This window comes from Parapedobacter tibetensis, from assembly GCF_024704835.1.
In the GTDB taxonomy this organism is placed as follows: domain Bacteria; phylum Bacteroidota; class Bacteroidia; order Sphingobacteriales; family Sphingobacteriaceae; genus Parapedobacter; species Parapedobacter tibetensis.
Genome location: NZ_JAMXBE010000002.1, coordinates 444,061 through 464,316 on the forward strand (window position 1 = coordinate 444,061; position 20,256 = coordinate 464,316).

The 20,256-nt window shown below is 45.6% G+C and carries 34 protein-coding genes; all 34 read left to right on the forward strand.

Annotated elements, in window-relative coordinates; genetic code table 11:
• Positions 1-133 precede the first annotated feature (133 nt).
• The 34 genes from NF543_RS04390 (at position 134) to argB (ending at position 20,233) form a co-directional block, all read left to right on the forward strand.
• Positions 134-994: a helix-turn-helix domain-containing protein gene (locus NF543_RS04390; RefSeq protein WP_257666892.1), complete on the forward strand. Its 861-nt coding sequence runs from the start codon at positions 134-136 to the stop codon at positions 992-994.
• Between the two features lie 242 nt (positions 995-1,236).
• Positions 1,237-1,854 (forward strand): 50S ribosomal protein L3, encoded by a 618-nt coding sequence (gene rplC / locus NF543_RS04395; RefSeq protein WP_257666893.1) that lies wholly within the window; start codon positions 1,237-1,239, stop codon positions 1,852-1,854.
• Positions 1,855-1,858: 4 nt separating this feature from the next.
• The gene (gene rplD, locus NF543_RS04400) at positions 1,859-2,488 is read left to right on the forward strand and encodes a 50S ribosomal protein L4 (protein ID WP_257666894.1); all 630 of its coding nucleotides are present in this window, start codon (positions 1,859-1,861) and stop codon (positions 2,486-2,488) included.
• A gap of 1 nt (position 2,489) precedes the next feature.
• Positions 2,490-2,780: a 50S ribosomal protein L23 gene (gene rplW / locus NF543_RS04405; RefSeq protein WP_257666895.1), complete on the forward strand. Its 291-nt coding sequence runs from the start codon at positions 2,490-2,492 to the stop codon at positions 2,778-2,780.
• Between the two features lie 6 nt (positions 2,781-2,786).
• Positions 2,787-3,611: a 50S ribosomal protein L2 gene (gene rplB / locus NF543_RS04410; RefSeq protein WP_257666896.1), complete on the forward strand. Its 825-nt coding sequence runs from the start codon at positions 2,787-2,789 to the stop codon at positions 3,609-3,611.
• Complete coding sequence (rpsS, locus tag NF543_RS04415; RefSeq protein ID WP_257666897.1) at positions 3,611-3,877, forward strand: 30S ribosomal protein S19; 267 nt, start codon at positions 3,611-3,613, stop codon at positions 3,875-3,877. The genes rplB and rpsS overlap by 1 nt, the downstream gene beginning before the upstream one ends.
• Positions 3,878-3,883: 6 nt before the next feature.
• Entirely contained in the window at positions 3,884-4,318 is a 435-nt protein-coding gene (gene rplV, locus NF543_RS04420) for a 50S ribosomal protein L22 (protein ID WP_257666898.1), read from the forward strand.
• A 12-nt stretch (positions 4,319-4,330) separates the two neighbouring features.
• A complete protein-coding gene (gene rpsC / locus NF543_RS04425) occupies positions 4,331-5,143 on the forward strand; it encodes a 30S ribosomal protein S3 (protein WP_257666899.1) in 813 nt (270 codons plus the stop codon).
• Positions 5,144-5,204: 61 nt separating this feature from the next.
• Positions 5,205-5,621, forward strand: coding sequence for a 50S ribosomal protein L16 (gene rplP / locus NF543_RS04430; RefSeq protein ID WP_257666900.1), 417 nt, complete (start codon positions 5,205-5,207; stop codon positions 5,619-5,621).
• A 180-nt stretch (positions 5,622-5,801) separates the two neighbouring features.
• Positions 5,802-6,035, forward strand: a complete 234-nt coding sequence (gene rpmC / locus NF543_RS04435) for a 50S ribosomal protein L29 (RefSeq protein ID WP_257666901.1) — start codon at positions 5,802-5,804, stop codon at positions 6,033-6,035.
• A 16-nt stretch (positions 6,036-6,051) separates the two neighbouring features.
• Positions 6,052-6,306, forward strand: a complete 255-nt coding sequence (rpsQ, locus tag NF543_RS04440) for a 30S ribosomal protein S17 (protein WP_257666902.1) — start codon at positions 6,052-6,054, stop codon at positions 6,304-6,306.
• 1 nt (position 6,307) lies between these two features.
• The gene (gene rplN / locus NF543_RS04445) at positions 6,308-6,676 is read left to right on the forward strand and encodes a 50S ribosomal protein L14 (protein ID WP_257666903.1); all 369 of its coding nucleotides are present in this window, start codon (positions 6,308-6,310) and stop codon (positions 6,674-6,676) included.
• 2 nt (positions 6,677-6,678) lie between these two features.
• Positions 6,679-7,029 carry a 50S ribosomal protein L24 gene (gene rplX / locus NF543_RS04450; RefSeq protein ID WP_258171686.1) on the forward strand — a complete coding sequence of 117 codons (351 nt, stop codon included), beginning with the start codon at positions 6,679-6,681 and terminating at the stop codon, positions 7,027-7,029.
• Positions 7,029-7,598: a 50S ribosomal protein L5 gene (gene rplE, locus NF543_RS04455; RefSeq protein ID WP_257666904.1), complete on the forward strand. Its 570-nt coding sequence runs from the start codon at positions 7,029-7,031 to the stop codon at positions 7,596-7,598. Before rplX ends, rplE begins: the two co-directional genes overlap by 1 nt.
• The gene (rpsN, locus tag NF543_RS04460; RefSeq protein WP_257666905.1) at positions 7,591-7,860 is read left to right on the forward strand and encodes a 30S ribosomal protein S14; all 270 of its coding nucleotides are present in this window, start codon (positions 7,591-7,593) and stop codon (positions 7,858-7,860) included. Before rplE ends, rpsN begins: the two co-directional genes overlap by 8 nt.
• A 109-nt stretch (positions 7,861-7,969) precedes the next feature.
• Positions 7,970-8,368 (forward strand): 30S ribosomal protein S8, encoded by a 399-nt coding sequence (gene rpsH / locus NF543_RS04465; RefSeq protein WP_257666906.1) that lies wholly within the window; start codon positions 7,970-7,972, stop codon positions 8,366-8,368.
• Positions 8,369-8,386: 18 nt separating this feature from the next.
• Positions 8,387-8,944, forward strand: a complete 558-nt coding sequence (gene rplF, locus NF543_RS04470; protein WP_257666907.1) for a 50S ribosomal protein L6 — start codon at positions 8,387-8,389, stop codon at positions 8,942-8,944.
• An 8-nt stretch (positions 8,945-8,952) separates the two neighbouring features.
• The gene (gene rplR / locus NF543_RS04475) at positions 8,953-9,306 is read left to right on the forward strand and encodes a 50S ribosomal protein L18 (RefSeq protein ID WP_257666908.1); all 354 of its coding nucleotides are present in this window, start codon (positions 8,953-8,955) and stop codon (positions 9,304-9,306) included.
• 11 nt (positions 9,307-9,317) lie between these two features.
• Positions 9,318-9,836 (forward strand): 30S ribosomal protein S5, encoded by a 519-nt coding sequence (gene rpsE / locus NF543_RS04480; protein WP_257666909.1) that lies wholly within the window; start codon positions 9,318-9,320, stop codon positions 9,834-9,836.
• 11 nt (positions 9,837-9,847) lie between these two features.
• On the forward strand, positions 9,848-10,027 hold the full coding sequence (gene rpmD / locus NF543_RS04485; protein ID WP_257666910.1) for a 50S ribosomal protein L30: 180 nt from the start codon (positions 9,848-9,850) through the stop codon (positions 10,025-10,027).
• 100 nt (positions 10,028-10,127) lie between these two features.
• Complete coding sequence (gene rplO / locus NF543_RS04490; RefSeq protein WP_257666911.1) at positions 10,128-10,574, forward strand: 50S ribosomal protein L15; 447 nt, start codon at positions 10,128-10,130, stop codon at positions 10,572-10,574.
• A 3-nt stretch (positions 10,575-10,577) separates the two neighbouring features.
• Complete coding sequence (gene secY / locus NF543_RS04495; RefSeq protein WP_257666912.1) at positions 10,578-11,915, forward strand: preprotein translocase subunit SecY; 1,338 nt, start codon at positions 10,578-10,580, stop codon at positions 11,913-11,915.
• 8 nt (positions 11,916-11,923) lie between these two features.
• Positions 11,924-12,709, forward strand: coding sequence for a type I methionyl aminopeptidase (gene map, locus NF543_RS04500; RefSeq protein ID WP_257666913.1), 786 nt, complete (start codon positions 11,924-11,926; stop codon positions 12,707-12,709).
• Between the two features lie 72 nt (positions 12,710-12,781).
• Positions 12,782-13,000: a translation initiation factor IF-1 gene (gene infA, locus NF543_RS04505; RefSeq protein WP_257666914.1), complete on the forward strand. Its 219-nt coding sequence runs from the start codon at positions 12,782-12,784 to the stop codon at positions 12,998-13,000.
• Between the two features lie 57 nt (positions 13,001-13,057).
• Entirely contained in the window at positions 13,058-13,174 is a 117-nt protein-coding gene (gene ykgO / locus NF543_RS04510; RefSeq protein WP_013665024.1) for a type B 50S ribosomal protein L36, read from the forward strand.
• 95 nt (positions 13,175-13,269) lie between these two features.
• Positions 13,270-13,647, forward strand: coding sequence for a 30S ribosomal protein S13 (gene rpsM / locus NF543_RS04515; RefSeq protein ID WP_257666915.1), 378 nt, complete (start codon positions 13,270-13,272; stop codon positions 13,645-13,647).
• Between the two features lie 16 nt (positions 13,648-13,663).
• Positions 13,664-14,053 (forward strand): 30S ribosomal protein S11, encoded by a 390-nt coding sequence (gene rpsK, locus NF543_RS04520; RefSeq protein WP_257666916.1) that lies wholly within the window; start codon positions 13,664-13,666, stop codon positions 14,051-14,053.
• A 65-nt stretch (positions 14,054-14,118) separates the two neighbouring features.
• Complete coding sequence (gene rpsD / locus NF543_RS04525) at positions 14,119-14,727, forward strand: 30S ribosomal protein S4 (protein WP_257666917.1); 609 nt, start codon at positions 14,119-14,121, stop codon at positions 14,725-14,727.
• 86 nt (positions 14,728-14,813) lie between these two features.
• Complete coding sequence (locus NF543_RS04530; protein WP_257666918.1) at positions 14,814-15,806, forward strand: DNA-directed RNA polymerase subunit alpha; 993 nt, start codon at positions 14,814-14,816, stop codon at positions 15,804-15,806.
• Between the two features lie 99 nt (positions 15,807-15,905).
• Positions 15,906-16,532, forward strand: a complete 627-nt coding sequence (gene rplQ, locus NF543_RS04535) for a 50S ribosomal protein L17 (RefSeq protein ID WP_257666919.1) — start codon at positions 15,906-15,908, stop codon at positions 16,530-16,532.
• A gap of 127 nt (positions 16,533-16,659) precedes the next feature.
• On the forward strand, positions 16,660-17,796 hold the full coding sequence (locus NF543_RS04540; RefSeq protein WP_257666920.1) for an aspartate aminotransferase family protein: 1,137 nt from the start codon (positions 16,660-16,662) through the stop codon (positions 17,794-17,796).
• A 68-nt stretch (positions 17,797-17,864) separates the two neighbouring features.
• Positions 17,865-18,827 carry a Rossmann-fold NAD(P)-binding domain-containing protein gene (locus tag NF543_RS04545; protein WP_257666921.1) on the forward strand — a complete coding sequence of 321 codons (963 nt, stop codon included), beginning with the start codon at positions 17,865-17,867 and terminating at the stop codon, positions 18,825-18,827.
• A gap of 10 nt (positions 18,828-18,837) precedes the next feature.
• Positions 18,838-19,437 (forward strand): GNAT family N-acetyltransferase, encoded by a 600-nt coding sequence (locus NF543_RS04550; RefSeq protein ID WP_257666922.1) that lies wholly within the window; start codon positions 18,838-18,840, stop codon positions 19,435-19,437.
• A gap of 1 nt (position 19,438) precedes the next feature.
• Positions 19,439-20,233, forward strand: coding sequence for an acetylglutamate kinase (gene argB, locus NF543_RS04555; protein WP_257666923.1), 795 nt, complete (start codon positions 19,439-19,441; stop codon positions 20,231-20,233).
• Positions 20,234-20,256 lie beyond the last annotated feature (23 nt).

Consider the following 20,256-nt stretch of genomic DNA (forward strand, 5'->3'; position numbering starts at 1 on the left):
CTGCTTTAGCCCACATTGTTTTATACTTTTGGAAGGGGTAAATGCGTTTTTACCATGAAACCTGCAATGACAGTTTCGCAAAAGGCGATGTAATGGAGGTTCCACGAAACCATTAGAAGGCAATTATTTACGAATGAAATGGAACTTTGAAGACCGTAATACAGGCGGGATGTTTGCCCTGATAAAGCAGGATTCCTCCCTAATGGGCGAAGGGATACTGAAAGATACCACGATCAATAGCATTGTATACAATAAGTATAAAACGCAATCCGTGGTAATCGACAACGTAGCCTACGCATTTCCGGTTAATACCGTACTGCCCCTGATGCTTAACCAGCATTTTGTTTTTGAGCACCCCGAGGAGTTGGTGGCATGGCAATTCAACCGGGATTTCTATTGTATTGTCGACCATGATGCCGAGGTCGGTTGTGTGGGATTTCTTTTTTATGGAATCCAGCATCCGTTGTTTGTGCCGCTTTCTGAAGAGGAGATGCGGCATATCACGCTGATTGAAGAGTTATCGACGGAAGATATGCAAACCAAAGATCGGATGCAGGGCGAGATGTTACGTACATTGCTGAAGCGATTGATTATTTACATCACGCGCATAGCAAAGCGGCAAATGGCACATTACGATATGCATGCCGAAGGTAAAATGGACCTGGTGCGGATGTTCAATGTGCTGGTGGAGTGTAATTTCAGGGAGGCACATGACGTGCAGTTTTTTGCGGATGCCTTGAATAGATCACCTAAGACGCTTTCCAATCTCTTTGCATTGCTTAACTGCCCCCCGCCGTCAAGGCTGATTCAAAATAGAATTATCTTGGAAGCCAAGCGCCTCCTTCAATTTACTGATAAATCGGCCAAGGAAATTGCTTATGAACTTGGTTTTGACAACCCAGCACATTTCAGTCGGTTTTTTAAACAACATAATGGGAATACCATTTCCGATTTCCGCATCGCCAACCGATTATCCATACCTAGCGGCTCTTGAGCATATGAAGATGAATCATCGATTCCATCTACGTTGGGCACATGGTCGAAACAGCCCCCACAACCCAAAAAACCACAATGAGCATGGGAAAAACAGCGAACCAAAACCCAAAGTAAAAAAATAATTAACTAACTATTTGATACTTAATCTAAGTTTCCTATCTTTGCCGTCCCTTTTAAGGGGATGGTATGTCTTGAACGAAGCCCTACTGCTTCGATGGACGTTAATAGATTAATAAAAACATGTCAGGAATTATTGGAAAAAAAGTAGGAATGACCAGCATTTTCGACGCAGCGGGGAAAAATATCCCGTGTACTGTGATTGAAGCTGGCCCGTGCGTGGTAACGCATATACGCACGGATGACAAAGATGGCTATTCCGCTGTTCAGCTCGCATTTGATGATGCGAAGGAAAAGAACACCTCAGGCCCTTTGAAGGGGCACTTCGCCAAAGCGAAGACAACGCCCAAGCGTAAAATGGTAGAATTTAAAACCTTCCCCGACGAAAAGCAACTCGGTGACTTGGTGACTGTTTCCATTTTTGAAGAAGGCGACTACATCGATGTGGTGGGCACTTCAAAAGGAAAAGGCTTCCAAGGTGTAATGAAACGCCATGGTTTTGGCGGTGTCGGTGGGGCTACCCACGGACAGCACAACCGCTTACGTGCACCCGGTTCATTGGGTGCTTCGTCATGGCCTTCACGTGTATTTAAAGGCACGCGCATGGCAGGCCGTACAGGGGGTGATCGCGTGAAGATTCAGAACTTACAAGTGCTGAAAATTTACGAAGAGCAAAACCTGCTTGTGGTCAGCGGTTCCATCCCAGGGGCCAAAGGTTCTTACGTAATCGTAGATAAATAAGGAGATGGAAGTTAATATTTTAGATATATCAGGTAAAGAAACAGGTGCCAAGGTGCAACTTCCTGAATCGGTATTCGCGGTGGAACCTAATGACCATGCAATTTACTTGGATGTGAAACAATACCTTGCTAACCAACGCCAGGGAACACATAAATCCAAGCAACGTAATGAGATTGCTGGCTCTACCCGTAAGCTGCACAAGCAAAAGGGGACAGGTGGTGCCCGTGCTGGTAGCATCAAATCTCCTTTGTTCAATGGCGGTGGCCGTATTTTCGGTCCGCAACCCCGTGATTACAGCTTTAAATTGAACAAGAAACTTAAAGCATTGGCGCGGAAATCCGCATTGAGCTATAAGGCTAAGGAAAACAACATCGTTGTGCTGAGTGAAGTGAATTTCGATTCCTTCAAAACCAAAAACTACGTGAGTTTGATCAACAGCCTGAACGTAGCCAATGAAAAAACCCTATTGGTTTTACCTGCGCAAAATAATAACGTGTATTTATCAAGCAGAAATCTGAAGAAAGCAAAAGTAACTACCGCAGCCGAATTGAATACGTATGACGTATTGAACGCGAGCAAGCTCTTGTTGACCGCAGATTCTGTCAAAATATTGGAGGAGGCATTTGCCAAGTAATATGGAAATCATTAAGAAACCCGTATTGACCGAGAAAGCATCGGCGCTTACCGAAAAGCGGAACCGCTATGCGTTCAAGGTAGATCACAGGGCAAACAAGATACAAATTAAGCAAGCCGTGGAACAGATGTTTGGCGTGACCGTACTGGCCGTGAACACCATGGTAGTGGGCGGCAAGGCGAAAAGCCGCTATACCAAGGCAGGGTTTGTATCGGGAAAGACCCCGAAGTATAAGAAAGCCATCATTACAATCAAAGATGGCGAAACGATTGACTTTTATAGTACTATATAATAAGAGATGGCAGTTAAAAGATTTAAACCGGTTACCCCTGGTACTCGATTCCGAGTAGGGGGAGACTATTCTGATGTCACAACCAACGTTCCTGAGAAGTCGTTGGTAGTGAAAATCAAGAAATCAGGCGGTAGGAACCATTCCGGTAAAATGACTATGCGTTACCTCGGTGGGGGGCATAAAAAAGCATACCGATTGATAGATTTTAAACGCGATAAAAAAGATATCCCCGCAAAAGTTGCTACGATAGAGTATGATCCTAACCGTACAGCACGTATTGCCTTGTTGCATTACGTAGACGGCGAAAAGCGCTACATCATCGCGCCGGAAGGACTCAAAGTAGGGCAGACGATCGTGTCAAGTGATAACGCGGCCCCAGAGGTAGGAAATACATTACCGTTGCAAAACATTCCTTTGGGTTCTATTGTTCATAACATTGAATTGAACCCGGGTCAGGGTGGTTCCATCGCACGCAGTGCTGGCACGTATGCTCAGCTTTCCGCTCGGGATGGCAAGTATGCCATCATCAAGTTGCCATCTGGCGAGAGCCGTATGATTTTGGCAACCTGTTTGGCCACTATCGGCTCCGTATCCAATGCCGAAAAAGCCAACCAAGTGTTGGGTAAGGCAGGGAGGAAGCGTTGGTTGGGTCGCCGGCCACGTGTACGTGGTGTAGCGATGAACCCTGTGGATCACCCGATGGGTGGTGGCGAGGGCCGTTCATCCGGTGGTCATCCACGCTCGCGCACAGGGCTGTTGGCTAAAGGTTACAAAACCCGTAGTAAGAAAAAAATATCGAATCGTTACATCATTGAGAGAAGGAAGAAATAATGGCTCGTTCAATTAAAAAAGGTCCTTATATCGACCACAACTTAGAAAGAAAGGTTCTTTCTATGAATGAAACAAACAAGAAATCAGTAGTTAAGACTTGGTCTCGTAGATCCATGATTTCACCTGATTTTGTTGGCCATACCTTCGCAGTGCACAACGGAAATAAATTTATTCCCGTATATGTAACGGAAAATATGGTTGGTCACAAGCTTGGTGAATTTGCGCCTACGCGCACATTCAGGGGTCACGCAGAAAGAAGAAAATAATAGGCAATGGAAGCAACAAGAAAACTAAAAAAGTCTGTTATCATAAAACAGCGCAAAGAGCAGGAAAAAGCTCAGGTAGGAGGAGCTTCTACTGCCAAGTTATTGAACTGCCCGACCTCGCCGCGTAAGATGCGCTTGGTGGTAGACCTCATCCGTGGCGAGAAGGTGGAGCATGCTTTGTTTATCCTTAAACATACCAACAAGGAAGCAGCGATCCGTGTGGAGAAGCTTTTGCTCTCGGCTATCAAAAACTGGGAAACAAAGAACGAAGATAAATCCGTGGAAGAAAGTGAATTATTCGTCAAGGATATTTTCGTCGGTGGAGGTCGCCAATTGAAAAGGTTACGTCCGGCACCACAAGGCCGTGGATACCGTATCCGTAAGCGTTCGAACCACGTCACACTGGTCGTAGACAGCAAAAACAACGTAGCACAAAACTAATTTTATCAAGTAATGGGACAAAAAGCAAATCCAATAGGAAACAGATTAGGAATCATAAAAGGTTGGGATTCCAATTGGTTCGGAGGCAAGGACTATTCCGATAAATTAGTTGAAGACGAGAAAATCAGGAAATACCTCTCGGCTCGTATCGCCAAAGGAGGCGTGGCCAAAGTGGTCATCGAGCGCACATTGAAGCGTATTACGGTAACCATCCATACGGCACGTCCGGGCATTGTGATCGGCAAAGGTGGACAGGAAGTGGACAAGATTAAGGAAGAGTTGAAGAAGCTCACTAAGAAGGATGTCCAAATCAACATTTTCGAAATCAAGCGCCCCGAGTTGGAAGCTCAGTTGGTAGCCGAAGGTATTGCCAAGCAGCTTGAAGCACGTATCTCATTCCGTCGGGCTATGAAAACCTCGATTGCCGCTACCATGCGTATGGGTGCCGAGGGTATCAAGGTCATGTGCTCCGGCCGTTTAGGCGGCGCCGAAATGGCCCGTACCGAGCAATATAAGGATGGACGTATCCCATTGCACACGTTTCGTGCGGATATCGACTACGCGTTGGTAGAAGCATTGACCACCTACGGTAAAATCGGTGTGAAAGTATGGATATGCAAGGGCGAGGTATACGGTAAGCGCGATTTGTCGCCCAACGTAGGCCAAACTTCAGGTGTGAAATCACGTGGCGAAGGTGGCGAACAGCGCCGTGGCGACCGCAGGGGCGGGGGAGATCAACGCCGTGGCGGAGGCGACCAACGTAGAGGCGGTGGTGGTGGCGACCAACGTCGTGGTGGAAACCGCGGTGGTGGTAGCAGAGGATAAATTAAGATTGATAAGCATTAATAATAATCCCGAGTTATCGGGAAGCTAATAAGATACGAACATGTTACAGCCAAAAAGAACAAAGTTCAGGAAGATGCAGAAAGGCCGCATGAAAGGCAACGCTACCCGTGGGGCGGAGTTGGCTTTCGGTTCATTCGGCATCAAGTCAATGGAGCCGGCATGGATTACCAGCCGTCAAATCGAAGCAGCCCGTATCGCGGTGACCCGCTTTATGAAACGTGAAGGACAGGTTTGGATCCGTGTATTCCCTGATAAGCCCGTAACCAAAAAACCCGCAGAAGTGCGGATGGGTAAGGGTAAGGGAGCTCCCGAATACTGGGTAGCTGTGGTACGCCCAGGCCGTATGTTGTTTGAAGCAGAAGGCGTGCCTTTGGAAGTGGCCAAAGAAGCACTGCGCCTTGCCGCCCAAAAGCTGCCGGTACAAACCAAATTTGTGATACGTAGGGACTACGTATAAGCATGAATACGCTGGCGCTGTCTAACGTTTCTGCCCTGCCGCCGTTACCGGCAAGTGGCATCTAAAGCGGATGATACCCAGCAACACAATTGAAATGAAGCATTTTCATGTCGAGCTTAACGATAAGTTGTTCATGAATGTTCCATTTGGCCATTGAAAGGCAAAAAATTTTCAAATGAAATGAAGAATTCAGAAATTTTAGAATTATCACAAGAGGACTTAGTGGCCAAAATCGCTGAAGAGAAGGCTGCCCTCACAAAAATGAAGTTTGCACATGCTGTTTCAGCCATTGAAAATCCAAACCGGATCAAATATGCGCGCAAGACGATTGCACGTTTGATGACCGAGTTGACCAAACGTAAGAAAGCCGCTCAAGCGGCCAACGTAACGTCTGAAACAGCCGCTGAGGCATAAATAATTAAAAGTCGAAATGGAAAGAAATTTAAGAAAAACAAGAATCGGCTTGGTAGTGAGCGACAAAATGGACAAGTCCATCGTGGTGGCTGTGGAACGAAAGGTAAAGCACCCCATTTATGGTAAGTTCGTGAAGAAAACTACCAAATTCAAGGCTCATGACGAAACAAACACCTGCGGTATCGGCGATATGGTGTTGATTATGGAAACGCGTCCGCTGAGTAAGACCAAGAATTGGAGATTAGTTGAAATTTTAGAAAGGGCTAAGTAACATGGTACAACAGGAATCAAGACTCAATGTAGCCGACAATAGCGGAGCTAAAGAAGTTTTAGTTATCCGGGTATTGGGAGGCACCGGCAAACGCTATGCATCGATAGGTGATAAAGTCGTTGTTACCGTAAAAAGTGCTTTACCCTCTGGAAACATAAAAAAAGGAACGGTTTCCAGGGCAGTGGTCGTAAGGACAAAGAAAGAAATCCGCCGCAAAGACGGATCTTATATCCGTTTTGACGACAACGCTGCCGTATTATTGAACAATCAGGACGAACCGCGGGGAACACGTATCTTTGGACCGGTAGCCCGGGAATTGCGTGAAAAGCAGTTCATGAAAATCGTATCATTAGCACCGGAGGTATTATAATCATGAGACAGACAAAAACATCGACACATAAAATCAAGATCCGTACAGGAGATTTGGTGAAAGTCATCGCTGGCAACTCCAAAGGAGCCCAAGGCAAAGTGTTGGAAGTGGTGGTAGCTAAGAACCGGGCAATCGTGGAAGGCGTAAATCTTGTGAAAAAGCATACCAAACCGAATGCTGCCAACCCTAATGGAGGAATCATTGAAAAAGAAGCCGCCATCCATATTTCAAACTTGGCTTATGTCGACCCTAAATCGGGTAAGCCTACCCGTATCGGGCGTAAAGTGAAAGAAGTAGATGGCGGGCAAAAAATTGTACGTATAGCAAAAAAATCAGGGGAGGAGATCGACTAATGGCTTACACACCAAGATTGAAGGCGAAGTATAAGGATGAAATCCGTACGGCGCTAAAAGATAAATTCCAATATAAAAGTGTCATGCAGGTTCCAAAGCTTGAGAAAATTTCTGTGAGCCAAGGAATAGGTGCTGCCACTGCCGATAAGAAATTGATTGATAGCGCCATCAATGAAATGACATTGGTTACTGGCCAAAAGGCTGTGGCAACCAAGTCCAAGAAAGATATATCCAATTTCAAATTGCGTAAAGGAATGCCGATCGGCGTGAGGGTAACACTTCGCGACAGCAAAATGTATGAATTCCTCGATAGGCTGGTGGCCGTGGCTTTGCCCCGTATCCGCGATTTCCGCGGCATCAACGACAAAGGTTTTGACGGAAGAGGCAACTATACATTAGGTGTTACCGAGCAGATTATTTTTCCTGAAATTGACATTGATAAAATCAACCAGATTCAGGGGATGGACATTACCTTTGTGACCAGCGCAAATACAGATGTCGAAGCATTGGAATTGTTGAAGCAATTCGGATTACCATTTAAAAATCAAACTATAACAACTAATGGCTAAAGAAGGAATCAAAGCACGCGAAATAAAACGCGCCAAATTGGTTGCGAAGTATGCGGAAAAACGCGCTGCCCTGAAAGCTGCAGGTGATTACGCTGCCTTGGATAAACTGCCGAAAAACGCTTCACCGGTTCGCCTGCACAACCGTTGCAAACTAACCGGACGCCCAAAGGGCTATATGCGCCAATTCGGCATTTCGCGGGTTACTTTCCGTGAAATGGCTTTGGCTGGTAAAATCCCGGGGGTGAAGAAAGCTTCCTGGTAAGCGATAAGTTGGGGTTTCTCGACTGCCTGCAAAGAATAGAATTATTAACAGATAATAGGTCCGAAGCCATGGTGGCATGCGGATACCGTTATCACAATGGATATAATTAATGAATACAGATCCAATAGCGGATTACCTTACCCGAGTAAGGAATGCCATTAAGGCCAACCACAGGGTTGTTGAAATTCCTGCATCAAACCTTAAAAAGGAGATTACCAAAGTCCTCTTTGACAAAGGTTATATTGCCAATTACAAATTCGAGGAAGACAACGTACAAGGCACCATCAAAATAGCCTTGAAGTATCATCCAGTAAGTAAAATTCCGGCCATCCGTACGTTGAAACGCGTGAGTAAACCCGGTCTGAGGAAATATACAGGAGTAGATAATATGCCCCGGGTGTTGAATGGTTTGGGGATAGCCATCATGTCCACTTCGAAAGGAGTGATGACTGACAAGGAAGCCAGTGTGCAGAATGTCGGTGGCGAGGTTTTATGTTATGTGTATTAATCAGGAGGAACACGCAAGATGTCAAGAATAGGAAAAGCGCCTATCGCCATACCCGCTGGGGTAACAATTACCGTATCAGATAAGAATTTGGTAACGGTAAAAGGGCCGAAAGGGGAATTAACGCAACAAGTGGATTCAGCCATTTCAGTTGTCCAAGAAGATGGACAGCTCGTGGTAAAACGTCCCACCGAACAGAAGAAACATAAAGCACTGCATGGCTTGTACCGTTCACTCTTGAACAACATGGTCATCGGCGTTACTGATGGGTATAAAACCGTTCAGGAATTGGTGGGTGTAGGTTATCGTGCCACTGCTCAAGGCAGCACGCTAGACCTGACACTGGGATTCTCGCACCAAGTAGTGCTTATTCTTCCAAAGGAAGTGAAGGTGTCTACAACATCTGAAAAAGGGAAGAACCCTACCATTACACTGGAATCCATCGACAAACAATTAATAGGACAAGTAGCCGCAAAGATTCGTTCATTGCGTACACCGGAACCTTATAAAGGAAAAGGTATTAAATTTGCTGGTGAGCAGTTGCGCAGGAAAGCAGGCAAATCAGCAGCTAAAAAATAGTAACCATCATGGCAGGAAATAAAACATCGCGTAGGGAGCGAATTAAAAGAGGGATCAGGAAGCATCTTTCCGGATCTGCGGAGCGTCCACGCTTATCTGTATACAGGAGTAATAAGGGCATTTATGCTCAAGTGATTGATGACCGAGCAGGTATAACCCTGGTTTCGGCATCATCCCTCGCCAAGGAATTTTCGACATCAGGAACCAAGGTTGAGCAATCTAAAGCCGTTGGTAAAATGATTGCGGAGAAAGCGCTGGCAGCAGGAATTAGTAAAGTAGTTTTTGACCGTAATGGGTATTTGTACCATGGCCGTGTGAAATCACTGGCCGAGGGCGCCCGCGAAGCAGGTTTGGATTTTTAATCAATCGAGAAATGTCATTAAGCAACATAAAAAGAGTAAAATCGAGTGAAATCGAGCTAAAAGACCGCCTGGTAAGCATACAACGTGTGGCAAAGGTGACCAAAGGTGGCCGTACATTCAGCTTCTCAGCCATTGTGATCGTAGGCGATGAAAATGGTGTGGTAGGCTATGGCCTCGGCAAGGCAAAAGAGGTAACCGAAGCCATCACCAAAGGGATTGATGACGCGAAGAAAAACCTGATTAAGGTGCCTATCATCAAAGGTACAGTGCCGCACGAGCAATATGGCAAGTACTCAGGGGGCAATGTATTGATTAAGCCCGCAGTACATGGTACTGGCGTGTTGGCTGGTGGTGCTATGCGTGCCGTGTTGGAAAGTGCTGGGGTAACTGACGTATTGGCCAAATCGTTAGGGTCATCCAACCCGCACAATGTGGTGAAAGCTACCATCGATGCATTGTTGAAAATGCGCGATGCCTATACGGTAGCCCAACAGCGAGGTGTCGATTTAAATAAGGTATTTAACGGATAACGATAACTATCATGGCAAAGATCAGAATCACGCAAATAAAGAGCATAATCGATAGGAGCGAGCGCCAAAAGCGGACGATAAAAGCTTTGGGGTTACGCAAAATCAACCATACGGTGGAAGTGGACGTTACGCCATCCATCATGGGTATGGTACGGAAGGTGAACCACCTTATAGCGATTGAACAAGTATAAAAAAGCATGCCGGAAAGGTTCTGCCTTTCGGGTATGCCATACATTAATCGCTGTACCTGTATAGTGAAAGCGAAGGTACAGCACAATATCAGATTCAAAGATGAACTTAGGTAATCTAAAACCCGCAAAAGGATCAATAAAAAACAGGAAACGTATTGGACGCGGTACTGGCTCGGGCCGAGGCGGCACTTCCACACGTGGACATAAAGGAGCGCAGTCGCGTTCAGGCTATAGCAGAAAGATTGGTTTCGAAGGCGGACAGATGCCGCTACAGCGGCGTGTACCCAAATCCGGTTTCAAGAATCCCAATCGTGTGGAATATGTGGGCATCAACTTGGATGTGTTGCAAGGTCTAGTAGAAAAATTCAGCTTGTCTTCTGTTGACTTCGACGCGTTTAAATTACACGGATTGGTTTCCAAGAACGATTTGGTGAAGATTTTGGGCAGGGGAGAATTGACCTCCAAAATTGAAGTAAAAGCGCATGCATTTTCTGCGACAGCGCAGAAGGCGATTGAAGCAGCCGGGGGCTCGGTTGTAAAACTTTAATACATGAAGAAGCTAATCACAACCTTAACCAATATCTGGAAGATCGATGATTTAAGAACGCGTATCTTGAATACGCTCTTGTTTCTTCTGATATATCGTGTGGGATGCCACATCGTACTACCCGGTGTCAACCCTGCTGCGCTCCAAACTGAAGCCAAAGAGGGATTGCTCGGATTGTTGGATATGTTTGCCGGAGGATCGTTTTCCCGTTCGGCAATATTTGCATTAGGGGTAATGCCCTATATATCGGCATCGATCGTCGTACAATTGCTTGGAATAGCTGTGCCTTATTTCCAAAAGATGCAGAAGGAAGGCGAAAGTGGACGCAAGAAGATGACGCAGATTACCCGCTACCTTACACTGGCCATTACACTGGTACAGTCTATTGCATACGTACGTACGCAAATAGATGGAGGGGCAAAAATGATTGCAGATCCCATGTTTACCATACTGTCTACCTTTGTACTTACGGCTGGAACGCTGTTTGTCATGTGGTTGGGTGAAAAAATTACCGATAAAGGTATCGGAAACGGTATCTCGTTGATTATTATGGTAGGTATCATTGCACAACTGCCCAGTGGTATCACGGCCGAATGGTTTTCAAGGATGAGTACTGGAGGAGGTGGCCCAATTCCACTCTTATTGGAGTTTGTTGCCTTATTTTTCGTGGTTATCTTCACCATTCTCATTGTGCAAGGTGTGCGTAAGATACCGGTACAATATGCCAAGAAGATCGTAGGTAATAAACAATATGGTGGCGTGCGGCAGTATATTCCATTGAAAGTGAATGCCGCTGGGGTTATGCCCATCATCTTTGCGCAGGCCATCATGTTTGTGCCGATGAGCCTTGGTCAGTTTTTTCCTGACATGCAATCGCCATTTTTGACATCCTTGAGTAATTATACTTCGGTGGCATATAATGTGACATTTGCTGTCCTGATCATTGCATTTACATTCTTCTATACGGCCATTATGGTTAATCCGCAGCAAATGTCTGAAGATATGAAGAAAAACGGAGGGTTCATCCCCGGTGTGAAACCCGGACAGGCCACCAATTTTTACATAGACGGTGTGATATCGAAAATCACGTTGCCAGGGGCGATCTTTTTAGCTGTAATTGCCATCTTGCCAGCTATTGCAAGTCTTTTTGGAGTAAACAACCAGTTTGCCCATTTCTATGGAGGCACTTCATTGCTTATTCTGGTAGGCGTGGTATTGGATACCTTGCAACAGATAGAAAGCCATCTATTGATGCGCCATTATGATGGATTGATGAAGACCGGCCGAATCAAGGGACGTACCCCTGTGGCTTCGGGTGGTCCTGCCCAATCAGTCATATAGCCTTTAGCATGTCTAAAGTATATTACAAGTCGGCCGAAGATATTGAACAACTGCGAAAGTCCGCCACGGTACTTTCGCAGTTGCTTGGCGAAATAGCAAAGGAAATCGGACCCGGCGTCACTACCGGATCCTTGGATAAACTGGCACATGATTATATCCATGACCATGGAGGACGGCCGGCTTTCCTCAATTATCATGGTTTCCCCAATTCCCTGTGCATCTCGGTGAATGATCAAGTAGTGCACGGCTTGCCAAGCGGTTATGAACTTCGTGATGGCGACATTGTATCGGTGGATGGTGGGGTAGAATTGAATAATTACATCAGTGACTCCGCCTATACGTTTGCGGTAGGTGACGTAACCGATGAGGTAAAGCAACTCATGCAGGTAACATTGGAGTCGCTCAACTTGGCCACCGAGCAGGCCGTTGCGGGTAAGCGGGTTGGCGACATCGCCTATGCTGTACAAGAGCATGTGGGGCGATATGGTTATGGTATCGTCCGTGAGTTGGTGGGGCATGGCGTGGGATATAAGCTCCACGAAAAACCGGAAGTGCCCAATTATGGAAAACGGGGCACAGGTGCCAAGTTGGAAGAGGGGTTGGTCATCTGCATTGAACCCATGATCAACATGGGGAAAGCAGGGGTGAAGTTTTGGGACGACGGATGGACGGTAAGCACAGTAGATGGTAAACCCTCAGCACATTATGAGCACATGGTGGCAGTACGGAAGGGCAAACCGGATATATTAACTACGTTTGCGTATATTGAGGAAGTTTTGCGCAAAAAGAATTGACATTCTATTTTTTTTGCTTATCTTTGCATCCCTGTTTATATGGGGGTATAATTAGATAATAATCAAGACTATATGGCTAAACAAGCCTCAATTGAGTTAGACGGAGTTATCAAAGAAGCGCTTTCCAATGCGATGTTTCGCGTAGAGTTAGAAAATGGGCATGAAATAATCGCCCATATTTCGGGAAAAATGCGGATGCATTACATTAAAATCTTACCGGGTGACCGGGTAAAATTGGAAATGTCGCCCTATGACTTAACAAAGGGAAGAATAACATATCGATATAAATAAAGCGGCGGCCTGCTTGATATCAAAAGAGGCTAATGCGATAAGGAATAGTATAAGATCATGAAAGTCAGAGCATCCATCAAAAAGCGCAGCGCGGATTGTAAGATTATCCGTCGCAAAGGCAAAGTATTTGTAATCAACAAGAAAAACCCAAAGTTCAAACAACGTCAAGGGTAAGGAATTGTAGATTTTAGATTTACGGTTGCTACGCGTTATAAGCAATTCACCAATCTAAAATCTAAAATCTAAAATCGTAAATCATTAAATAATATATGGCAAGGATCGCAGGTATAGATTTACCTAAAAACAAGAGGGGGGAGATTGGCCTCACATACATTTACGGGATTGGTCGTTCTACCGCCCAACGCATTTTGAACAAAGCCGGTATCGATTACGATGTGAAGGTACAGGACTGGGATGATGACCAGTTGTCAGCCATTCGTAATGTGATCACGGAAGAGATTAAAGTGGAAGGGTCACTTCGTTCGGAAGTCCAGTTGAATATCAAGCGCCTGATGGATATTGGCTGTTATCGTGGCCTTCGTCATCGTAAGCACCTTCCTGTTCGCGGTCAACGCACCAAAAACAATTCACGTACGCGTAAAGGAAAGCGTAAGACGGTTGCAAACAAGAAGAAAGCTACTAAATAATAATTGAGAAGAGACAATGGCTAAGAGTAAAAAAATAAGCAAAAAGCGTGTTGTAGCTATTGAAGCTGTAGGCGAAGCACATATCAACGCTACCTTCAATAATATCATCATTACACTTACCAACAACCAAGGGCAGACCATCTCATGGTCAAGCGCTGGTAAAATGGGTTTTAGGGGTTCAAAGAAAAACACCCCTTATGCTGCTTCTCAGGCGGCTGCCGATTGTGGTAAAGTAGCACACGATTTGGGATTGCGCAAAGTGGAGGTTTATGTAAAAGGACCAGGTGCCGGGCGTGAGTCGGCCATTAGGACACTACAAAACTCAGGGATTGAAGTGACTGCCATCCGGGACATCACCCCACTTCCCCACAATGGATGCCGCCCCCCAAAACGCAGAAGAGTATAACACAATTTTTTAAAGCTAAGATTCTTCAGCTATAGGCTGAAAGATACTTTAAATCCAATAACTATATGGCAAGATATACAGGACCAAAGTCCAAAATCGCTCGGAAATTTAGAGAACCTATTTTCGGGCCTGACAAAGCATTAGAACGTAAGAATTATCCTCCGGGACAACACGGAGTTTCAAAACGGAGAGGAAAGCAGTCTGAATATGCCGTACAATTGCTTGAAAAGCAAAAGGCTAAGTATACCTATGGTGTACTTGAACGTCAGTTTGCTAATTTGTTTGCCAAAGCTTCATCCAAGCATGGCATCACCGGTGAGATTTTCCTTAAGCTTTTGGAAGCGCGTCTAGACAATACGGTTTACCGTTTGGGGATTGCCCCTACGCGCTCTGCTGCTCGCCAATTGGTAGGCCACAAGCACATTACCGTCAATGGCGAATTGGTGAACATTCCTTCATATAGCCTCCGTCCGGGTGATGTCATTGCTGTTCGTGAACGGTCGAAGTCACTCGAAGCGATTTCCGACTCTGTAGCTGGCCGCAAAATCAACAAATTCAGTTGGTTGGAATGGGATGCAAATGGGTTGACCGGTAAATTCCTCAATTACCCTGAGCGCTCGGAAATTCCGGAAAACATCAAAGAAAACTTAATTGTCGAGTTGTACTCCAAATAAGTAACACACAGGAAAAGCATAGCCTATGGGTATATGTTATTTCTGGTGTATAGCAATTATTGTAAACAAACATTAAGAATAAATACATGGCAATCTTAGCATTTCAAAGACCTGATAAAGTTATCATGCAGAAATCCACGGATTTTGATGGCACATTTGAATTTCGGCCGTTGGAACCTGGTTTTGGTGTGACCATTGGTAATGCTTTACGCCGTATTCTATTGTCCTCACTGGAAGGATATGCAATTACGTCGGTTCGTTTCTCAGGTGTATCGCACGAATTCTCTACCATCAAGGGGGTTGTAGAGGATGTTACTGAAATTATCCTGAACTTGAAGCAAGTACGTTTCAAGAAGACGGGAGATTTGGGCGACTCGGACAAGGTTTTCATGGTCATCAATGGACAAGACCAACTGACCGCAGGTGATATCACCAAGTTCTCGAGCAACTTCACCGTATTGAATCCCGACTTGGTTATCTGTAACATGGAAAGTTCAGTGACCTTGGAGCTAGAACTCAATGTGTCCAAAGGAAGAGGATATATCAACGCCGAGGAAAACAAGGTGACTGACGGACCAGTAGGTGTGATTGCAGTAGACTCGATTTTTACACCCATTAAGAATGTAAAATATACCATCGAGAACTATCGTGTGGAACAAAAGACTGACTATGAGAAATTGTTGTTGGACATTTCTACTGATGGTTCCATTCACCCAGAGGAGGCCCTGAAAGAGGCAGCCAAAATTCTTATTCAGCATTTCATGCTGTTCTCGGATGAGAACATGCTACTTGAGTCACAAGCCAAGGAAGAGACCAAGGTGGTGGACGAGGAAATCCTGCATATGCGTAAGATCCTTAAAACCGAGTTGGTAGATTTGGATTTGTCTGTACGTGCCCTTAACTGCCTGAAAGCAGCAGATATCCGTACGCTTGCCGAATTGGTGACGTATGACGTAGCAGATATGCTCAAATTCAGAAATTTCGGGAAAAAGTCATTGAGCGAAATCCAAGAATTGGTTAAATCGAAGGGCTTGTCGTTTGGCATGAACTTGGCCAAATACAAATTAGACGAAGAGTAATTATAATTCAATGCCTGCTTTTTTGCGGGTAGTTAGCGACCTGTTGCATAATTCCTTCCCGAGAAATCAGGAGCGGTATGCACAAATTTCAAAATTAAAATGAGACACGGAAAAAAATTCAATCACTTAGGCCGCACAGCAAGTCATCGTAAAGCGATGTTGTCGAATATGGCCACATCGCTTATCAAGCACAAGCGAATCACTACTACATTGGCTAAAGCCAAGGCTTTGCGTAAGTATGTGGAACCATTGATTACCAAATCGAAAAGTGATACGACACATTCACGTCGTACGGTATTCAGTTACCTTCAAGATAAGGAAGCAGTGACCATTCTTTTTCGCGAAATATCCGAAAAAGTAGCTACCCGCCCAGGAGGGTATACCCGTATCATTAAAATGGAAAACCGTTTTGGCGATAATGCCGAAATGGCCTTCATTGAACTGGTAGATTACAACGAGGTGTACAAGAAGGATGGCGCTGGTACTGAACACAAGTCTACACGACGACGTGGTAGGAAAAAGGCCGGAGCAGGTAAAGAAGCTGCTGCTACTGAAGTAGTGGCAGATAGCAACACTGCTGAAGAGGAAGTGGTTGCCGCCGCTGCGGAGACAGTGGAAACTGAATCTCCCGAGACTCCGGAAGAACCTGTTGCCGACGTAAGTGAGGCGGCAGAAGATGCTACAGAAACGGAAGAGACTCCAAAGGAGGACAAGAAAGAGGACTAAGAATTAGTTCATTGAAATGAGTTCAACCCGTTTTTTGATTTCAAAAAGCGGGTTTTTTTTATTTCCTTTCTTTTTCGGGACACCTATCATTAATGTAAATTTGCTGACTATTTTATTTTGATTGAATATGAACCTATTTGACGTTTATCCCATCAATCCCATTGAAATCGTAAGGGCTCAAGGTAGTACCGTGTGGGATGCGCAAGGAAACGAATACTTAGACCTATATGGTGGCCATGCAGTCATCGCCATCGGCCATACACATCCCCACTATGTGAAGCGCATTACAGAACAATTGAATCGGATTGGTTTTTATTCGAATTCTATTGAAATACCCCCACAAGTACAACTGGCCAATTTACTTGGGAAGATTTCCAACAAAGATGATTACCAGTTGTTTCTATGTAACTCAGGAGCCGAAGCCAACGAAAATGCACTTAAACTCGCTTCCTTTCACAATGGCCGGAAGAAAGTAATCGCTTTCAAAGGAGCCTTTCACGGACGTACCTCTTTGGCTGTGGCCGCTACAGACAATCCCAAAATCGTGGCACCAGTAAACCAAACAGATAATGTCATCTTCCTTCCTTTCAATGATGAGGATGCATTGGAGCATGCTTTCGCATCACATGGCGAACAAATCTCATCGGTCATCATCGAAGGTATCCAAGGAGTAGGCGGAATCCAAGTCGCTACCATAAATTTCCTCCAGAAGATACGCGCACTCACAACGCAATACGGAGCCGTGTTTGTCGCTGATTCGGTGCAATGTGGGTATGGCCGAACCGGCAAGTTCTACGCGCACGACCACGCCGGCGTGGAAGCCGATATCTACAGTATGGCCAAAGGAATGGGCAACGGATTTCCAATAGGCGGTATAGCCATATCACCCAAAATAAAGCCATGGTTTGGCATGCTCGGCACTACTTTTGGTGGCAACCACCTTGCTTGCGCAGCAGCCTTGGCTGTATTGGAAGTGGTGGAACAGGACGGCTTGATTCGTAATGCAGCCGAAGTAGGCAACTACCTCATTGGTGAATTGGGCAAGCTTGACCGCATCCGTGAAGTGCGTGGACGCGGCCTCATGATCGGCATCGACCTGCCAGAGGAACTGTCGTCTATCAAGAAGGATTTATTAATCAAAAACCGTATCTTCACCGGCGAAGCCAAACCGAACGTAATTCGGTTGCTTCCGGCGCTGAATATGACAAAAACCCACGCTGATCGCTTCTTGGAAGCGTTGGATGAACGGCTAAGGGATTATTAACTATATTTTATTTTTTTAAGGCACCAAAGAATCCGATATGTCGGGTTTCTAGATTGACGATTATACCCATGAAGCAATTTTTTTCGGTCGCGGATGTCGATAACCTATCGGGTATCGTAGATGAAGCATTGGGGTTGAAAAAGAACCCCTTTGCCTATGAACAACTAGGGAAACGGAGAACCTTGGGCTTGGTTTTCCTCAACCCGAGTTTACGTACACGCCTGAGTACACAGAAAGCCGCAACCAATTTGGGGATGGAGGTGATGATAATGAATATGGACAAGGATGGTTGGGCGCTCGAAACCAAGGATGGTGTGGTGATGGATGGCAATACGGTAGAGCATATCCGCGAGGCTGCCGCCGTGATGGGTCAATATTGTGATGTATTGGGTATGCGGTCATTTCCGAAGCTTCAAAATCGTGAAGAGGACTACAGCGAGGATTTGTTCAAAAAATTCATCAGATTTTGCGGTGTGCCCGTGGTGAGCTTGGAAAGTGCCACTCGCCATCCTTTGCAGAGCCTTACTGACCTCATCACGATTCGCGAACACTGGCAAAAGGAAGGAAAGCCCAAGGTGGTGTTGGCATGGGCGCCCCACGTGAAGGCATTACCACAAGCCGTACCCAATTCATTTGCCGAATGGATGTGCCGCGCACAAGCAGAAGGCTTGGTGGACTTCAGCATTGCACATCCAGATGGGTATGCGCTTTCCGAAGAATTTACCGAAGGTGCAACCATTACGAATGTATTAGACGAAGCATTGATGGCTGCAGACTTCGTCTATGTGAAGAATTGGTCTTCCTACACAGATTATGGTAAAATTTATTCCGTGGATGAACGTTGGCTGCTTGATAATGCCAAATTGGAATTGACAAACATGGCCAAGGTAATGCATTGTTTACCTGTACGGCGTGATTTGGAATTGGCAAGTGAAGTGTTGGATGGGCCACATTCACTGGTCGTCCAAGAAGCTGGGAATCGTGTATGGGCGGCACAGGTCGTGTTGAAACGTATGCTCGAACAGTTATAACGAACAACACTTGATACAATTTGACTTTACATCGGATTATGTGCTTGAGGACGAGGTGACGTTGCTCCGTCCACTCACTATGGATGACCACCATAACCTACTGCCATTTGCCATTCACGAACCTGAGTTATGGCAGTATTCCATGGTTCCGGTAGTCGGGGATGATGGATTGACAAATTACTTGGATAGGGCTGTTGGGGGAAGATCGGACGGGAAGCAGTATCCTTTTATTGTGTTTGACAAACGGGTAGACCAGTATGCTGGATGTACACGATATTACGACATTCAGTTGGTTGAGCAGACGCTACAATTGGGGTACACTTGGTATGGGAAACAATTCCAACGTACAGGACTCAATAGGCATTGCAAGTACCTGTTATTGCAGTTTGCATTTGAACAAATGGGTATGGAGCGGGTAGAATTCAGAGCAGACCATAACAATCAACGCAGTATTGAGGCGATGAAGGCCATTGGTTGCCAGGAAGAAGGAATACTGCGAAAGAATGGTAGGTGTTCGGATGGAACACGGCGTGATAGTATTGTGCTGAGCATTTTGCGAGAAGAATGGTTTAGCAAGGTAAGAACAGGATTGCAAAATAAAATATATTAATATGCCAACATTACGGCTATGGGTCATTAAGATTGGTGGAAATATAATCGACCATCCCGAAGGATTAAGTCGCTTTTTGGAGCGGTTTTCAACCTTGAGGGGGAACAAGATTTTGGTGCATGGAGGAGGTAAGATTGCCACGCGTACGGCAGCTGAGCTTGGCGTAGAAGCAAAGCTGGTGGAAGGACGCCGAATCACTGATGAGGCGATGCTGCGTGTGGTGACCATGGTGTATGCCGGACTGACCAACAAGCAAATTGTGACGGGTTTGCAGAAACATGGTTGCAATGCCATCGGGCTTAGCGGAGCGGATGGTAATAGCATTAGAACAGTAAAGCGGCCGGTGAAGGAAATAGACTTCGGATTTGTGGGTGATATCCTACCCGGGTCGGTGGACACGCAAACGATCTCCACGTTGGTGGAAGGTGGTTTGACTCCGGTATTTTCAGCCATTACGCATGATGGGCATGGGCAATTGCTGAATACCAATGCCGATACCATCGCTTCGGCACTGGCCGTGGCATTGTCGTCCCTGTACGATACATCGTTGGTGTATTGTTTTGAAAAAAAAGGGGTGCTTCGTGATGTCCATGATGAAAACTCAACTATACCGGAAATACGAGCCGGAGAGTTTGAACAATTAAAGGCTTCGGGTATCATTGCAGACGGCATGGTGCCTAAGCTATACAATGCCTTTGATGCCATCGGCAAGGGAGTGTATGAAGTCTGCATTGGGCATGCCGATGACTTGCACTTGCTGCGTGAACAGCGATTTGGCACGCGAATGATTAAATAATATAATTTACGATTTACGATTTT

Bases quoted from the DNA above. Each gene is read 5' to 3' on its own strand.
- NF543_RS04390 (WP_257666892.1), top strand. From the start codon at position 134: ATGAAATGGAACTTTGAAGACCGTAATACAGGCGGGATGTTTGCCCTG.
- rplC (WP_257666893.1), top strand. From the start codon at position 1,237: ATGTCAGGAATTATTGGAAAAAAAGTAGGAATGACCAGCATTTTCGAC.
- rplD (WP_257666894.1), top strand. From the start codon at position 1,859: ATGGAAGTTAATATTTTAGATATATCAGGTAAAGAAACAGGTGCCAAG.
- rplW (WP_257666895.1), top strand. From the start codon at position 2,490: ATGGAAATCATTAAGAAACCCGTATTGACCGAGAAAGCATCGGCGCTT.
- rplB (WP_257666896.1), top strand. From the start codon at position 2,787: ATGGCAGTTAAAAGATTTAAACCGGTTACCCCTGGTACTCGATTCCGA.
- rpsS (WP_257666897.1), top strand. From the start codon at position 3,611: ATGGCTCGTTCAATTAAAAAAGGTCCTTATATCGACCACAACTTAGAA.
- rplV (WP_257666898.1), top strand. From the start codon at position 3,884: ATGGAAGCAACAAGAAAACTAAAAAAGTCTGTTATCATAAAACAGCGC.
- rpsC (WP_257666899.1), top strand. From the start codon at position 4,331: ATGGGACAAAAAGCAAATCCAATAGGAAACAGATTAGGAATCATAAAA.
- rplP (WP_257666900.1), top strand. From the start codon at position 5,205: ATGTTACAGCCAAAAAGAACAAAGTTCAGGAAGATGCAGAAAGGCCGC.
- rpmC (WP_257666901.1), top strand. From the start codon at position 5,802: ATGAAGAATTCAGAAATTTTAGAATTATCACAAGAGGACTTAGTGGCC.
- rpsQ (WP_257666902.1), top strand. From the start codon at position 6,052: ATGGAAAGAAATTTAAGAAAAACAAGAATCGGCTTGGTAGTGAGCGAC.
- rplN (WP_257666903.1), top strand. From the start codon at position 6,308: ATGGTACAACAGGAATCAAGACTCAATGTAGCCGACAATAGCGGAGCT.
- rplX (WP_258171686.1), top strand. From the start codon at position 6,679: ATGAGACAGACAAAAACATCGACACATAAAATCAAGATCCGTACAGGA.
- rplE (WP_257666904.1), top strand. From the start codon at position 7,029: ATGGCTTACACACCAAGATTGAAGGCGAAGTATAAGGATGAAATCCGT.
- rpsN (WP_257666905.1), top strand. From the start codon at position 7,591: ATGGCTAAAGAAGGAATCAAAGCACGCGAAATAAAACGCGCCAAATTG.
- rpsH (WP_257666906.1), top strand. From the start codon at position 7,970: ATGAATACAGATCCAATAGCGGATTACCTTACCCGAGTAAGGAATGCC.
- rplF (WP_257666907.1), top strand. From the start codon at position 8,387: ATGTCAAGAATAGGAAAAGCGCCTATCGCCATACCCGCTGGGGTAACA.
- rplR (WP_257666908.1), top strand. From the start codon at position 8,953: ATGGCAGGAAATAAAACATCGCGTAGGGAGCGAATTAAAAGAGGGATC.
- rpsE (WP_257666909.1), top strand. From the start codon at position 9,318: ATGTCATTAAGCAACATAAAAAGAGTAAAATCGAGTGAAATCGAGCTA.
- rpmD (WP_257666910.1), top strand. From the start codon at position 9,848: ATGGCAAAGATCAGAATCACGCAAATAAAGAGCATAATCGATAGGAGC.
- rplO (WP_257666911.1), top strand. From the start codon at position 10,128: ATGAACTTAGGTAATCTAAAACCCGCAAAAGGATCAATAAAAAACAGG.
- secY (WP_257666912.1), top strand. From the start codon at position 10,578: ATGAAGAAGCTAATCACAACCTTAACCAATATCTGGAAGATCGATGAT.
- map (WP_257666913.1), top strand. From the start codon at position 11,924: ATGTCTAAAGTATATTACAAGTCGGCCGAAGATATTGAACAACTGCGA.
- infA (WP_257666914.1), top strand. From the start codon at position 12,782: ATGGCTAAACAAGCCTCAATTGAGTTAGACGGAGTTATCAAAGAAGCG.
- ykgO (WP_013665024.1), top strand. From the start codon at position 13,058: ATGAAAGTCAGAGCATCCATCAAAAAGCGCAGCGCGGATTGTAAGATT.
- rpsM (WP_257666915.1), top strand. From the start codon at position 13,270: ATGGCAAGGATCGCAGGTATAGATTTACCTAAAAACAAGAGGGGGGAG.
- rpsK (WP_257666916.1), top strand. From the start codon at position 13,664: ATGGCTAAGAGTAAAAAAATAAGCAAAAAGCGTGTTGTAGCTATTGAA.
- rpsD (WP_257666917.1), top strand. From the start codon at position 14,119: ATGGCAAGATATACAGGACCAAAGTCCAAAATCGCTCGGAAATTTAGA.
- NF543_RS04530 (WP_257666918.1), top strand. From the start codon at position 14,814: ATGGCAATCTTAGCATTTCAAAGACCTGATAAAGTTATCATGCAGAAA.
- rplQ (WP_257666919.1), top strand. From the start codon at position 15,906: ATGAGACACGGAAAAAAATTCAATCACTTAGGCCGCACAGCAAGTCAT.
- NF543_RS04540 (WP_257666920.1), top strand. From the start codon at position 16,660: ATGAACCTATTTGACGTTTATCCCATCAATCCCATTGAAATCGTAAGG.
- NF543_RS04545 (WP_257666921.1), top strand. From the start codon at position 17,865: ATGAAGCAATTTTTTTCGGTCGCGGATGTCGATAACCTATCGGGTATC.
- argB (WP_257666923.1), top strand. From the start codon at position 19,439: ATGCCAACATTACGGCTATGGGTCATTAAGATTGGTGGAAATATAATC.